Source organism: Paenibacillus sp. FSL R7-0198, assembly GCF_038000415.1.
Classification (GTDB): Bacteria; Bacillota; Bacilli; order Paenibacillales; family Paenibacillaceae; genus Paenibacillus.
In genome coordinates this window covers 1429622-1442786 of the sequence record NZ_JBBOCB010000001.1, presented here as the reverse complement: position 1 = coordinate 1442786, position 13165 = coordinate 1429622, and the positions used below count along the sequence as shown (strand labels likewise).

Here is a 13165-nt window from a genome sequence, read left to right as displayed (position 1 = left end):
CTTTACCCCTTGACTTATAGGGTGACGATAGTGTATATTAATTAAGTCGCTGTTTTAATATTTCTTACTGACGCGGGGTGGAGCAGCCCGGTAGCTCGTCGGGCTCATAACCCGAAGGCCGCAGGTTCAAATCCTGCCCCCGCAATTTAGTTTCACTTGGATGATTCACAGCCATCATCTGCACGTTATACATTATGTCTAGGGCCCTTAGCTCAGTTGGTTAGAGCGGTCGGCTCATAACCGATTGGTCACAGGTTCGAGTCCTGTAGGGCCCATACTCTTAAAACCCTTGCCTAGCAAGGGTTTTTTTCTGTCTTCATTTAGGTGCTAGAGTCAAAAAGGTAATTTGTTAATAGTGTCTTTCTAATATGCCCTTTTTTTGCGTAATTCAGTGTATGTCCACGCCGTACACCAAATCTCGCATATACTATCCTATCCCACACATAGGAGGTAGATTTCATGAGTCAATTTATTGATGCAAGAACCTCGCAGAATGCGAGTTTGGCTAACTCAATTGCCATACCAATCCTCGTAATTAACACGCCTCAATTATTTGGACAAATCGGTTTGATAACCACTGCTGGCATTGGAGCAAACCCGCGGGTGCAGTTCAAGGGAACTGTGTCTGTACAACTTCCTTTAGCGCTGGTTGGTATCACCATCACAATTGTCAGAGGAACTGCGCCAACAGATCCTGTTATTTATTCTGCAACTTCCACATTTAGTTTGAGCATCCTGGCACCTCAGATTATTACCTTCTCTGCCGATGACTTCAACCCACCAATTACACCTCAATTGACGTACACTGCATTTGTGAGTTCCAACTTGTTGGGTACGATCCGTGTAGGCCCCGAGAACTTCGACGGAGTCTTGTATTCCGACTAATGCTCAGCGGCCTTGCCTAAATGAATTAGATCAATATTCTTCTTGAATGAAGGACATCACAGACCTGCCCTCAAAAGCAGGTTTTTTTCTAGTTAAAGGGGAAAACTGAACTTCATCGAGTAGGCAGGGTTCTATGATATAATGCATTACAGAGACTGAATGGTATTCGAACTAAAGTAGTCCGTCAACATCTGAGAATCTTATGAAATTAGTGATAGAAAGCAGGTTTCCATTTTAATGACGTCAAATGAAAGTCAACGTTTTCGTTACAGCGAAGCTCCAGTCTGGGATTGGCAGAGAGCTTATTATGAACAAAAGGGGCTAGAGGCTTGGACAGAGAATCAGGTCCCTCAATATATTACCAGTAATCCGATGATTGCCACGGCGTATGCAGAGATGATTTTTGGCTTTCTTCAGGACCTCGCGAATAAGGGACAGATCACCGAGACCGTGACTATTCTGGAACTTGGGGCGGGTGTAGGGCGTTTGGCACACCAAATCCTGCTTAAACTGATTGAATTAAAGGATTTTGCAGGAATAGATTTACCTCCTTTCAGATATGTATTGACAGATCTCGTAGCGGAGAATGTGCGGGGTTGGAGAGAGCATCCATCCATGCAATCCTTTATTCAACAAGGTATAGTGGATTTTGCGCGTTTTGACGCTGTAGCAGATACGGAGCTAAAACTGGTCGTTGCGGGTACAGTTATTCGGCCGGGTGATCTGAAACAACCGTTGTTGTTGATTGCCAATTACTTTTTTGACAGCATTCCGCAGGAATTAATCTATATTGGGGATGGCGAGATCTACGAGTGCGATCTGCTTGTCCAGTCTCCGGATCGTCGTCATGATCTTGAACCCGCTGAGATGCTGAAGAACATGACGCTGAGTTATGAGTATCGCCGAGCGCCGGAATACAGTGCAGATAACTATCCGTATTCGGAACTGATCACATTGTACAAGGCGGAGCTGGAGGATTCACACATCCTTTTTCCCGCAATTGGCTTGTCCTGTCTCGAACGGTTGAACAGGCTGTCTCAGTCAGGTTATGTGTTGATTACCGCTGATAAAGGGGATCATCGACTGGATAACTGGAAGTTCGCAGAGCCACCTGAATTCGTTCTGCACGGGAGTTTTTCTTTAACAGCCAACTACCATGCCATTCAGTATGTCTTGGAACAACAAGGTGCCCATACACGATTCACAACACATCATTATAAAGATCTGAATGTTGGGTGCATGTTAATGGTGGACGAACCGATCAGTTATGTGAATACACGTCTCGCCTACCATCGATTTGTTGAACGTTTTGGACCGGATGACTTTTTCAGCATGAAACAATGGGTAGACTCTCGAATAGAGAGTATGGAGTTGAAGCATATTTTACCGTTTTGGCGTCTGGGTGGATATGATGCAGAGTTCTTGATTCACAGTGCGACGCACATTTCCAGTCTTCTTCCCGATGCAAGTGATGAGGAAATGCTTGATATTCAGTCTGGTATTCATACGATGTGGTCGTCCTATTATGTGATGGAGCAGCAAGGAGGTCTCGCATTTCTGGCAGGGCAGCTATTATATGAGATGTATATGTATGAGGATGCAAAACGTTTTCTGGAGATATCATTGGTTGCAGATCCGAGTAACCATAATCCGGCAGTCTTGTATGACTTGGCTGTGTGCTGTTATGAACTTGAACTGGAAGAAGAAACCCTGTCATATACCCATAAAGTATTGGCTCTGGAACCTGATCATGAAGAGGCAGCAGCGTTGCTGCAGAGTTTCGAGTTGATCTGAACGAACAATTTTAGTTTGTCTCCTGTATGTAGGATGTAATTGGTAATATTTATATAGAAATTGAAACCTTTAATTGGACTTCATCGTATTAATGGGATATTCAACCAATTATTTCTATAGTACATAAAGGAGACAGAGCTATGAAGAAAATGTTATCCGTTGCATTATATCCATTTGCTTGGGTGTTGGGGGCACTGAGTATTTTATCTGGAAATGCAAACAGTGTCCTATTGGTGAAAGATATCGCTACAGATCGAAGCTATGATGGACAGGCTATCTATGATAGTATTGAACGTAGAAATGCCTAACTACATATCATTCAACTGTAAAGGTAATTGTTTCACCTAGCAATAACATGAGAACCAATTACTCTTGAAGCGAAGTACGGTGAGCAGGAGTTCTGTCCGTACAATCTTTAAGCCGGTTTCGTACCTTATTCAGGTATGAACCGGCTTTTATTTATGAATGGGGGATGCCAGATGAAGATTATCATTGGACAACCGAGGCTGGAACAGCATTTGCTGCAGCTTGAAGCCGAACTCAAGCAACACCCTGATGCAGATATATTGTTCTTTCCTGAAGGTTATCTGAACCAGAATGTTGAGGAAGCTTGCCGCTTGGCGGCAGAATATGGGACCATGATTGTATCAGGTCATCGCAGATTGGACGAACGTCCAAAGGACCGATCGATTATCTTCAGTAAGGCTGGAGAGATTGTATTGGAGAAAGCTAAATATACACCTGCTGAGACGGCTCAGGAACAGGGTTGGGTAATAAGCACTCTATTGTGTGATGAGCTGGTCCTGCAAGGATTTGGCAATGAGAATATAGGGAATGTGGACATTGTGATGCATTCCATTGGTGTGGGCATGTTCAGTGAAGAGCAGTACAGTGAGTGGGTCGAAGCGGCTCGGCAGATCGCCATCCAGCATCAATGTATTGTCATGGGGACAAGCCATGCGGATGGTTCGTACCGTGATAGCGAGATCTCCATTCCAATCGCCTATTGTATAACACCTGATGGAGAGGTTGTTCTGGCATCCCGTAGTGATACACGTACTCGTACAATCCTTCTGGATAGAGAAAATGCAGACCCATCACCTCAGGAGTCACAAGAAAAACAACTGAAAATCTCCATCGAACCATCCGGTTAAATCACCGGGTATGAATCCTTGATGAATGGGCTGATGAACTTGCCGATTCGCCCGGTCACTTGCGCGGAATACGCATATGTTATGGCATACCTTGAAATTCAAAGGAGGCCAATCAAATGAGTCAAGTTGGATACGGTTGTTGTAATGCTGGTGGCGGATGGACTTCCACAAGTGCAATTCTTGTGCTTTTCATCCTGCTGGTGATCATCACAAAATCTTTCTGGCTGTAAGTCACGTATAGAAACGTGCAAACAGTGGCTCCGCTGAGACTTCAGCGGGGCTTTTCCTATTTATAAGAAGCAACATAGCCATCCATGATATTTGACAACTGAAAACAATGTGCTTAAAATCACATAAGAGACTATTAACAGAGATTGAAGGGATAGCAATGCCGTTTATTCGCTTTAAAGGATTCACAGGTCCTCAGCTAGAGGAAGTTGTACCCCAAATTACAGAGCAGATGGCCCTAATTACTCATATTCCAAGGGAGAGAATGAAGGCAGAGCGTCATGATGTACAAGCGCTAACACCTTCTCCGGCTTCTATAGAGATTCTGATGTTTCAACGTGACCAGGAGATTCATAATCGGATTGCATCGTCGGTGCAAGCTATTTTGGAAGAAGCATACATGCCGGATGTGCATATTTTCTTCAATATATTGTCACCTACTTTGTATTATAAACAAGGCAAGCCGCTGACAGATTATCGATTGGATTGAGATTATGAGGGACGAGCAGAATGTTGCTCGTCTCTTTTGATTTACATATTTTTCGTACGTTTAGCAATGGGATGGTTCCTGTTAACCCTGCTCAACGATAATGAGCATAACGCAGACACAATAAACAAGGCTCCACCGATAAGGTATACCCATCGAACACCGAGTTGATCGGCGACTAGACCAAAGATGACTATGGATACACTCATAACCGTGGATATCAGGACGCCATGTGCGGCGTATACCTTGGTTAGGGATTCGACAGGTACACTGTTCTGAAGCGCTGTCCGCTGAGCCACGTCACGAATCTGATGAACTGGACCCATGAGTATGCATAACACCAGAGCGAGCCATGGCAGGTTGTTTAGACCATAAACGACGGTCAGCAGGCTGAAGAGAAGAGATCCCATGGTCATACTAGCGATTAGATGTTTCTGAATACGTTTGGCCAGTGCAAGAGCCAGAATACCTCCAAGCATGGTTCCAGCAGCATAACTCGAGTTCATGAGTCCCCACCAACCTTCTCCTCGTCCCAGAGCTTCTTTTGCAAAGGCTAGCGTAACAGCTCCGATCCAGATGGAACCCGCAAGCGCTTGGGCAATGTCCATAAGCGTAATCAGTCGTAATGATGGATTGTTCCAAAGTATACTCCAACCTTCCCTCAATACATTCCACGATACAGCAGATTTCTGGGGTTGTTCTACATTCCGTGTGAGCGAGCCCATGGCAATCATGAAGATCAGAACGGCCCAGGACAGGCTTGTAGCTGCCCAGAAGGTCTGTGACGCCCCCCAGTTCATCACGGCGAATCCCGTCATGGCGTAACCGACAATGGTTACAGTCTGACTGGAGAAAGATAGTAGGCTATTTGCTTTTATAAGGTCTTCACCTTGAACCAATCGTGGCGTTAAAGTCTTCAGTAACGGAGTTTCCCATCCGTCCAAGAAGGATAGTAGGACCACTCCGAGCAATAGAAGCGGCAGTTGTGAAGTCAAGTGATTCAACGAGATGGCTATACAGGTCATGATTAATGTTTTGGCTATGGAAATGCTGATCAATAGTCTGGAGAATAGGAAACGGTTCACAAGTAATGGCAAAGTGAGATCTGCTATCTTGCGTGCAATGATTTGAATAAGTGGAAACATTGCAGCAGAGAGTACCGATCCAGTGAGACCGTATATATACGTAGTAATGACCATGATATATATGACATTAATAAGCGAGAGCAGCGTTTTGGCGGCCCAGTACGGATAAAATGCGATGTTCATGCCAATGATGTCCTTTCCGAAACGATATATCTATATTACGGGCATTGTCATCATTGCACCACAAACAAAGTTATCATTTTCCCGTCATTTCACCACAAAAAAACTGCCCAACAGGGCAGTCATCTTCTAATGCCTATAGTTCATGCCATAGCGAGTGTGAAGGCGATAAGCAACATCAGCAGGCTGGTCGTTCTGACCATAGTCATATAAGGCCTGCTGGGTTCGGCTTCACCCCGGGAAATCCAGCCATAACGCAGATACCAGCCGAATTTTGGGAAACAGAGATTGATGATACAGAGTACCATGAATATAAAAAAGAGGGTTCTCATACCCATCTTCCTTTCTCACTTACATAACGGATCTCATCTTAACGTTTGCGTCTGGTAAAAAAGACTACAATCAAAATGATAATGATGATAATTAACAGAAATTTCATGTATGTTCCTCCTGATGAGTAGTTAGGTTATTGTGTAATGTTAGTTATCAACTATTACCCAAGAACCACATGACTTGAATAACTGTGTTACAATTAAAATATATTGATTTAATATCAACACATTCCGTTTGGTTAGTTTTCTCTCCTTATAATGTACGATTGCAGAATATATAAACATTAACGTGTGTGAGATGAAGGAGGAAGGCATGAGCCAACATAATCAACTCTCATTACAATGGGAATTTATCATCTCGAAAGTGAAATCCTCCGTGACCGTGGTCGATGCTACCTTGCCTGAGCTTCCGCTCATGTATGTAAACGAACACTTTACCCAACTGACAGGATATACGTATGAAGAGTCTGTCGGACACAATTGCCGATTTTTGCAAGGGCAGGATACAGACCCGGAAACGATAATGCAGATTCGTGATGCGTTAAAGAAACAACAGTCCATTAAGATTGATATTTTAAATTATACAAAAAGTGGTCAGAAGTTCTGGAACGAACTGAATATTGATCCGATCTTTAATGAATCCGGAGAGTGTTTATATTTTGTAGGCATTCAATACGATATTTCAGAACGGAAGTATGCTGAACAGCAGTTGAAGTTTGCAACTTCCATGGCTGAGATGAACAGCAGAGGGCAATTGGAATTCATCGGCAAGCTGAATCACGAGCTACGTACCCCGCTTAACGGTATTATGGGCATGATCGAACTTGCCAGTATGGGTGAAACTACGGATGAGCAGAAAGAATATCTGGAGCTTGCACGTCAATCAGGTGAGGCGCTGCTGAACATCATTAACAATAGCCTCGATATGGCGAAACTGGGCAGAGGCAAAATGGATGTTGAACACATTGAGTTTCAACCTCTGAAGCTGATTCAACAGATTGTGAAGACACATGAGCCTGCGGCACAGAATAAACACATACGTTTGCTCTGTCATGCTGATCTGAATGTTCCTGATGTGCTTATCGGTGATCCGCTAAGACTCCGGCAGGTTCTGGATAATTTGCTGAGTAATGCAATCAAGTTTACGGAACAGGGTAAAGTGCAGTTACAGGTGGATGTGAGGCAACAACTGACGGATACCGTTGTATTGGTATTCTCTGTGCGTGATACGGGAATTGGCATTCCTCAGCATCAGATCGAACAATTGTTTGATGCATTTACCCAGACCGACATCTCCCATGCGCGTCGATTTGGTGGAAGCGGTCTTGGTCTGACCATCTGCAAAGAACTGCTGGAACTAATGAATGGTCAGATTTCGGTGGAGAGTACAGAAGGGAAAGGCACACAGTTTGAGGTGACACTGCCCTTGCTGCGCCAAGAGGCCATTCCCAATGTAGGATAATCAATCAAGCAGGACAGCCGGGCGGTCTCGGCTGTTTTTTTATTTTATTGGATTGTTTTACGAACGGGCGTTCTGTTATAATGCAAGTGTTGAATGGGGGAGACACAGCATGAGTAAGAGACGCACAAGAAGAAAGCGTAAAGGTAAGCAAGGTTTCAAAAAGCAGGTACTGACGCTGGTAGCGATGCTGCTGGTAGCCCTCTACGCCTGGGCTGGGGGAGAATGGCCGGAGGAGATACCTAATCCATTCGGTGGGACTAATAAGAGTGTAGACCATACCATTATGTTCCCTTCAGAGCGTTATCCCGAAACAGCCAAACATATTAAAGCTGCTATCAAGGCAGGGCATTCGGATGTATGCACCATTGATCGTAATGGAGCCGAAGGCAATCGGGATTTATCACTTAAGGGTGTTCCGGTCAAAAAAGGTAAGGATCGTGACGAGTGGCCCATGGCGATGTGTGCTGAGGGAGGAACAGGTGCAGATATCCAGTACATTACCCCGAAGGATAATCGTGGTGCGGGTTCATGGGTAGGGAATCAGTTAACTACATATCCGGATGGAACACGAGTGAAGTTTGTAGTGAAGTAACAACAGGATATGGGTGGACAGAAACAAGAGTAGTAAGGCCTTTGTTGTGAGGCTAGTGGCAGCGTGGTACAGCATAAGTAGAAGAGAAAAACCAGACGTGCATGCGTCTGGTTTTTTGGTATGATGTGCTGGCATAAATAGATCCAGTTAACGTATCTATACGGGAACTGAGTTTCTAGGATTACAGATCCGACTATACGAGTTGCATTCCGCTTAAATGATGAGACCGGATGCTTAACAGACGCGTAACATGTTCAACCTCATCAAACGGTATCCACAGACTGCCGTGAACCGTACGTAAGGAAAGAATGGATGTATCAGCGGTACGCTCGGGAAATCCAGTTACCGTCTGACCGCTTGTATTACGAACCATGATCTGTTGTTTGCGCCGGATGGCAATTTCTACCTCTTTTTTCATAAGTCATTGCTCCTGATTATGAGATGTTAAATCCATATGTCAATGTTTTCAATGGTTAATTTGTCTTCTTTATCTAGTCTATCAGAACTAGGTATAGATTTCCAGAAGAGAAATCAACATTCTTCTAGGTGATTTGTCTTAGCTGTGGATGATCCGTTTTTGAATGGGCATTACGGGGTTATATTAGGGTAAAAGGAGGGGAACGGAATGACACAATTGATTATTGGGCTGGCCCGTACCGAAAACGAGGCTATATTGATGCTGAATCAGGTGAAAGAGGAAGGCATCAAGGATAAATATTTGGGAGCGGTGGCGAAGGAGCAGCTTAATCTGGAGCTGGTGAGCGAAAAGACGGGGCTGCCCAAACCTTTGAAGGGTGCCGGAACGGATGGTGCCTTTGGCGCTCTAAAAGGCATATTGGCTGGTCTGGGGAAGCGAATGGATCAGACGATGTCGATCGGAAATGCAGTGCGTAGACTCGCTGGTAATGAGATTGGGAGTGAGACCGATGATTTGGTACTCACACTGACTGAAGCGGGGATCTCGGAGGAGGATGCGCGGTATTACGAAGATTGGCTGTTAAAGGACCATATCTTGGTTATCGTGGAGTGCAGTGAGGAAGAAGCGGCTCGTGTTCGACCTATTTTACTTTTTTAGTTTAATTTAAGGCTGATTTTAGGTTTCTTTAATGTTGGGGAGGTATTCTTATCTCACACCTCCCTTAATATAGATTGGTTTACCGGAAGTCCGGGACCGCAACTCGGACTTTCTAGGCACTGTGAGCTGACGCTTACAGTGCCTGTTTCATTTTTTTATTATTTTTTATAAAAAGTGTTGCAAAGTTAATTAGTTCATGGTAAGATATTTCTTGTCGCCAAGAAATACATAATCCTGCCGGGGTGGCGGAATTGGCAGACGCACAGGACTTAAAATCCTGCGGTAGGTGACTACCGTACCGGTTCGATCCCGGTCCTCGGCATCAGTAGAACAAGGGTTTCAACTCGTTAGAGTTGGAACCCTTGTTTCTTTTTAAGATGGTTTGCTAACGTACTTTTTTTGTACGCTCGGAATGATGCTTGAACCGGCTTCACGGTGAACGATTCTATCTTATTCCTTTAATTCAAGGATTCTGTCACGCTCCATTATCAGTCGCAGGAGTTCTGCTCTAATGACTTCTTTATGACAGGTAAATTTGAGTTTTCGTTGTGGGTGAACGGAACTGTTGTGGACCATCTTCGTAAGTGCTTCTCGAGATTTCTCTGTATCTGATTTCTTCTCCGTTTCCCGTACTCGTCCTTAGGTTCAACAATGATGTACCAGTATTTATTGCGTTTGCATAAGCTGCCTTTCAAGTGCTTGGACCTTCTATGATTTAATTGGATATGAAAAAGACAGGAGTGTGGTTGCCTCTGTCTATTGTGAATCAAGTGAATTGATATTTCCTAACTGACTAGAATTTTGTTCATCGACAAATTAAAAATAATATAGGAAATAATATGGGAATGTGATATATTTCTGGTGTGAATTCATATTTTCATTTAATTTTGGATGGTTTATGAATACTGTGGAGGATGAGATAACATTAGAATATCTTTTTTGTCTTTTTGATGAGATATATACCGATGGTATATTCTGTGTTGATGAATTTGGGGATTTTAAAATGTTCACAGTAGGGAAAATGACTCCTCTGCGTCATTGTATTTTGATTCCGGTTGAGAACATAAATGTATTAGGCAAGCAAGGGGAGATATTAGATACATATTACAAATTTTATGCTTTATAAACAAGAAAACGTATCCTTGAATACGCATTGATCAGAAAATTCCCACGATCAACGATCATGATAAAATTGGCCGGCGGTTTTTTTGCATTCTGAGGGGAAGTTAGGTGCTCAAAGCAAGAGTGTAGAAAACTTTTGCAGATTTCAAGTTCCTGAAATAAGACTCTTTAAGCGAAGGACAATCATTCAAAGAGACTATAGAGATGTTAAATATCTATGATGATCACAGAGTTACATAATGAATCTTTTAAGGGGAACGTAAAAACATGAAAAATATTATCGCTTCTTTGGTGTGGGAAATATCGTTTTTTTTAAGAACAGCGTTTAAAAGACATATTAGAAGTGTTTTATTTAATGGAATTATATTAACAGTTATAGCGAGTTTTATTTATTTATCTAGAAGATTCAGCTTGAGTATTTTAGATAACATGAAATTATTAGATCAGATAACTTTAACTATTTATATACTTACCTTGTACGGGATATTTTTTGCTTTTTTGCAATTCATCCTTACTATTGTTAATAATAGCAAGAATGAATTTTGGGGTGTCAATAAATTAGCTTTTTCATTTTTTAAAAGACGTGTATACTTAGTGACAAATAGTTTTTTGACTAAGTTAATAATTATTATACTTGTTATTCTTCCTATAATGGGTGTTTTAGTTGAAAAGATCGCAATACAACTGAAATTTTATTTTCAATTTGAGGTATACTTACATAATTTATGGCAATTTTGCGTATGTTATTTAATTATTCTTTTTGGATTTTTACTAATTCAATCAATAAGCATGATGTTCATAATTTTTGATATAAGTCTAAATTATGATTATAGAATCAAATATAAAATCAAAGTGGAATTTTTTAGGAAATCGATTTATTATATTAAGAGAGATTCATTTTGGGAATATTTTAAATATAAAGCAAAATTAGTAGAATCAGATCAACTTTTTGATTTCACAAAATCTATTTTTGAAAAAGTACTTTCAATCCTTACTAAGGATATAAGCAAATGTCGATATAATTCAAAAAAAATGGATAAACGTATTGGATATTTTGTGAGATTTATGAATAATAAATGGAGAAATTTAAATCATTTAACCGTTATCGAAAAACTTAAGCTTCTAGATAATGAAGTTAATATTATTAATACATTTAAAAGATCTTGTATTGAAAACGAAGAAAGATTTAACCAAAGCTTAAAATGGGTTAAAGACGTACTTAGACCTTTTTATGATTTAGCAGCACAAATTGAATCAAGTGACGAAATTAGTGAATTTATGAGAATTTTAAATAAAACTCAATATTTCAATAATATTGATAATACAAGTAATAACTCTTTTAATGACAAGATTTCTTTAAATCAAGTTATATGTTCAATGATGGACTCTATTCACAAAAATATTGAGAACTTTAATAAAGATGAAATACAAAATATGAAGTTTGTTTATTACAATGGCATAGATAAATACCAAAAAGAAATATTTAAATATTCATATAATCATACCTTAGAAAATAACAACAAAAATAAAGAATTTTTAAAGTTTATATTTTCGTTGCTTAATACCAAATATCTTTATTCTTTTATATGTTACAAAATTTTACATACAGGGTCTGGATATGAAATAGAAATGCAAGAAGAAATATTATTTTTTAAAGAATTGACCCGAAATAGTCCTAGTATATTTGAAAATGATAACTCACTATCTGAAATAGGTGAGATTGTAGAATCAACCAATATTGGGCATAGAGTTAAGGCTGATTTGATTTATTGGATTTTGAAAAATATAAAAAATAACCTTACGAGTGACTTGGTTGCAGAAATTGACAAGTTTAATTATTTGAGCTACGTTAAATTTATCAAACTTAAATTTATATTATCAGAATGCTCCTTGAATGATGACTATTTTAAGAATGTGCAAACTTGTGACCGGTATCTAGAGATATTAATTAAACCGTACTTAGGATATGTCTCTTCAAAGTTATATCTACTTGAGAATCAGTTCTTTTACTATCATCACGAAATATTTATGGAAAAATTCAAAAATTTATTCATTCAGTTTATCGAAAAGGACTTCTTGTTAAATTATAAATATAGATTCAGAAATATTATTCTATATTTATTAAAAGACGTATCTGATGTGAAAAATTATTTCCTGGAAAAAAAGTACATAAAAACATTTGGTGAGTCCACTTGGATCGAAGATCATATTATTGATTTTATTATTCTTGTTTTTGACGAATATGAGTATCGTGCAGTTTTATCAAAAGACTCATTGGTTATAAGTTCTCTAAAAGCCAAGATTGATAGATTGCACAAAAAAAATGAGCTAAATAAATATTTTGAAAATTTACTCAACCCTATTAATCAGTGTTATAGATTAAATAGGTATTCTGAGTCAAAAAAATATCCTGAGTATGTGTCATATTTTTTGGAAAACTTCCAATCGATATTGTCGAACAGTAATCCTGAGGAAAGTTTTGTATTTCCCCAGTTTTCCCCATTTGTTTAGTAATCCGGTATGGTTACATTTACACAAAAAAAGAAGCAGAAGTATATTTCTTCTGAATTGCCATATACTTCCTGAAAGTAGCGTACTTGGAACATAAAGAAGAGTCTATAACCCATATGGTTAAAGAATTTTTGACCGAGTGTCCTACAATGTAGACGCACAGGACTTAAAATCCTGCGGTAGGTGACTACCGTACCGGTTCGATCCCGGTCCTCGGCATCTTAAAAAGAAAGATCGTATGACGCTTGTTAACCAAGC

The 13165-nt window shown here is 40.3% G+C and carries 14 protein-coding genes and 3 tRNA genes; 14 read left to right on the top strand and 3 right to left on the bottom strand.

Annotated elements, in window-relative coordinates:
• Nucleotides 1–71 precede the first annotated feature (71 nt).
• From MKY87_RS06160 to MKY87_RS06125, 8 genes are all read left to right on the top strand, one after another.
• Nucleotides 72–145: transfer RNA gene (locus tag MKY87_RS06160), tRNA-Met, on the top strand.
• A gap of 56 nt (nucleotides 146–201) precedes the next feature.
• A tRNA-Ile gene (locus tag MKY87_RS06155) sits at nucleotides 202–275 on the top strand.
• Between the two features lie 184 nt (nucleotides 276–459).
• The gene (locus MKY87_RS06150) at nucleotides 460–885 is read left to right on the top strand and encodes a hypothetical protein (RefSeq protein WP_062835427.1); all 426 of its coding nucleotides are present in this window, start codon (nucleotides 460–462) and stop codon (nucleotides 883–885) included.
• A 237-nt stretch (nucleotides 886–1122) separates the two neighbouring features.
• On the top strand, nucleotides 1123–2679 hold the full coding sequence (locus MKY87_RS06145) for a tetratricopeptide repeat protein (protein WP_340963384.1): 1557 nt from the start codon (nucleotides 1123–1125) through the stop codon (nucleotides 2677–2679).
• Between the two features lie 140 nt (nucleotides 2680–2819).
• On the top strand, nucleotides 2820–2987 hold the full coding sequence (locus MKY87_RS06140; protein ID WP_338587935.1) for a hypothetical protein: 168 nt from the start codon (nucleotides 2820–2822) through the stop codon (nucleotides 2985–2987).
• A 171-nt stretch (nucleotides 2988–3158) separates the two neighbouring features.
• Nucleotides 3159–3833, top strand: coding sequence for a hypothetical protein (locus MKY87_RS06135; RefSeq protein WP_340963381.1), 675 nt, complete (start codon nucleotides 3159–3161; stop codon nucleotides 3831–3833).
• A 116-nt stretch (nucleotides 3834–3949) separates the two neighbouring features.
• Entirely contained in the window at nucleotides 3950–4063 is a 114-nt protein-coding gene (locus tag MKY87_RS06130; RefSeq protein ID WP_082219140.1) for a YjcZ family sporulation protein, read from the top strand.
• Between the two features lie 158 nt (nucleotides 4064–4221).
• The gene (locus MKY87_RS06125; RefSeq protein ID WP_133385522.1) at nucleotides 4222–4551 is read left to right on the top strand and encodes a DUF1904 family protein; all 330 of its coding nucleotides are present in this window, start codon (nucleotides 4222–4224) and stop codon (nucleotides 4549–4551) included.
• 41 nt (nucleotides 4552–4592) lie between these two features.
• On the opposite strand, the gene MKY87_RS06120 is transcribed toward MKY87_RS06125, so the two are convergent.
• Both MKY87_RS06120 and MKY87_RS06115 read right to left on the bottom strand, forming a co-directional pair.
• Complete coding sequence (locus MKY87_RS06120) at nucleotides 4593–5816, bottom strand: MFS transporter (RefSeq protein ID WP_340963379.1); 1224 nt, start codon at nucleotides 5814–5816, stop codon at nucleotides 4593–4595.
• A gap of 140 nt (nucleotides 5817–5956) precedes the next feature.
• Complete coding sequence (locus MKY87_RS06115; protein ID WP_051447369.1) at nucleotides 5957–6145, bottom strand: DUF6199 family natural product biosynthesis protein; 189 nt, start codon at nucleotides 6143–6145, stop codon at nucleotides 5957–5959.
• A gap of 313 nt (nucleotides 6146–6458) precedes the next feature.
• Here MKY87_RS06115 and MKY87_RS06110 point away from each other — a divergent pair, with 313 nt between their 5' ends.
• Nucleotides 6459–7607 carry a sensor histidine kinase gene (locus MKY87_RS06110; protein WP_340963377.1) on the top strand — a complete coding sequence of 383 codons (1149 nt, stop codon included), beginning with the start codon at nucleotides 6459–6461 and terminating at the stop codon, nucleotides 7605–7607.
• A 109-nt stretch (nucleotides 7608–7716) separates the two neighbouring features.
• A complete protein-coding gene (locus MKY87_RS06105; protein WP_340963375.1) occupies nucleotides 7717–8199 on the top strand; it encodes a NucA/NucB deoxyribonuclease domain-containing protein in 483 nt (160 codons plus the stop codon).
• Nucleotides 8200–8392: 193 nt separating this feature from the next.
• On the opposite strand, the gene MKY87_RS06100 is transcribed toward MKY87_RS06105, so the two are convergent.
• A complete protein-coding gene (locus MKY87_RS06100) occupies nucleotides 8393–8617 on the bottom strand; it encodes a hypothetical protein (RefSeq protein WP_017687353.1) in 225 nt (74 codons plus the stop codon).
• A 207-nt stretch (nucleotides 8618–8824) separates the two neighbouring features.
• Here MKY87_RS06100 and MKY87_RS06095 point away from each other — a divergent pair, with 207 nt between their 5' ends.
• The 4 genes from MKY87_RS06095 (at nucleotide 8825) to MKY87_RS06080 (ending at nucleotide 12907) form a co-directional block, all read left to right on the top strand.
• Entirely contained in the window at nucleotides 8825–9274 is a 450-nt protein-coding gene (locus tag MKY87_RS06095; protein ID WP_124116048.1) for a general stress protein, read from the top strand.
• A gap of 236 nt (nucleotides 9275–9510) precedes the next feature.
• Nucleotides 9511–9596 (top strand) — tRNA-Leu (locus tag MKY87_RS06090).
• 576 nt (nucleotides 9597–10172) lie between these two features.
• On the top strand, nucleotides 10173–10400 hold the full coding sequence (locus MKY87_RS06085) for a hypothetical protein (RefSeq protein ID WP_339790281.1): 228 nt from the start codon (nucleotides 10173–10175) through the stop codon (nucleotides 10398–10400).
• A 263-nt stretch (nucleotides 10401–10663) separates the two neighbouring features.
• Nucleotides 10664–12907 (top strand): hypothetical protein, encoded by a 2244-nt coding sequence (locus tag MKY87_RS06080; RefSeq protein ID WP_340963373.1) that lies wholly within the window; start codon nucleotides 10664–10666, stop codon nucleotides 12905–12907.
• The last annotated feature ends 258 nt before the right edge of the window (nucleotides 12908–13165 follow it).

What these genes read in the sequence shown, in the direction of transcription:
- MKY87_RS06135 (WP_340963381.1), top strand. Translation starts at nt 3,159, where the DNA reads ATGAAGATTATCATTGGACAACCGAGGCTGGAACAGCATTTGCTGCAG.
- MKY87_RS06120 (WP_340963379.1), bottom strand. Translation starts at nt 5,816, where the DNA reads ATGAACATCGCATTTTATCCGTACTGGGCCGCCAAAACGCTGCTCTCG.
- MKY87_RS06140 (WP_338587935.1), top strand. Translation starts at nt 2,820, where the DNA reads ATGAAGAAAATGTTATCCGTTGCATTATATCCATTTGCTTGGGTGTTG.
- MKY87_RS06150 (WP_062835427.1), top strand. Translation starts at nt 460, where the DNA reads ATGAGTCAATTTATTGATGCAAGAACCTCGCAGAATGCGAGTTTGGCT.
- MKY87_RS06095 (WP_124116048.1), top strand. Translation starts at nt 8,825, where the DNA reads ATGACACAATTGATTATTGGGCTGGCCCGTACCGAAAACGAGGCTATA.
- MKY87_RS06085 (WP_339790281.1), top strand. Translation starts at nt 10,173, where the DNA reads ATGAATACTGTGGAGGATGAGATAACATTAGAATATCTTTTTTGTCTT.
- MKY87_RS06145 (WP_340963384.1), top strand. Translation starts at nt 1,123, where the DNA reads ATGACGTCAAATGAAAGTCAACGTTTTCGTTACAGCGAAGCTCCAGTC.
- MKY87_RS06115 (WP_051447369.1), bottom strand. Translation starts at nt 6,145, where the DNA reads ATGAGAACCCTCTTTTTTATATTCATGGTACTCTGTATCATCAATCTC.
- MKY87_RS06130 (WP_082219140.1), top strand. Translation starts at nt 3,950, where the DNA reads ATGAGTCAAGTTGGATACGGTTGTTGTAATGCTGGTGGCGGATGGACT.
- MKY87_RS06100 (WP_017687353.1), bottom strand. Translation starts at nt 8,617, where the DNA reads ATGAAAAAAGAGGTAGAAATTGCCATCCGGCGCAAACAACAGATCATG.
- MKY87_RS06080 (WP_340963373.1), top strand. Translation starts at nt 10,664, where the DNA reads ATGAAAAATATTATCGCTTCTTTGGTGTGGGAAATATCGTTTTTTTTA.
- MKY87_RS06110 (WP_340963377.1), top strand. Translation starts at nt 6,459, where the DNA reads ATGAGCCAACATAATCAACTCTCATTACAATGGGAATTTATCATCTCG.
- MKY87_RS06105 (WP_340963375.1), top strand. Translation starts at nt 7,717, where the DNA reads ATGAGTAAGAGACGCACAAGAAGAAAGCGTAAAGGTAAGCAAGGTTTC.
- MKY87_RS06125 (WP_133385522.1), top strand. Translation starts at nt 4,222, where the DNA reads ATGCCGTTTATTCGCTTTAAAGGATTCACAGGTCCTCAGCTAGAGGAA.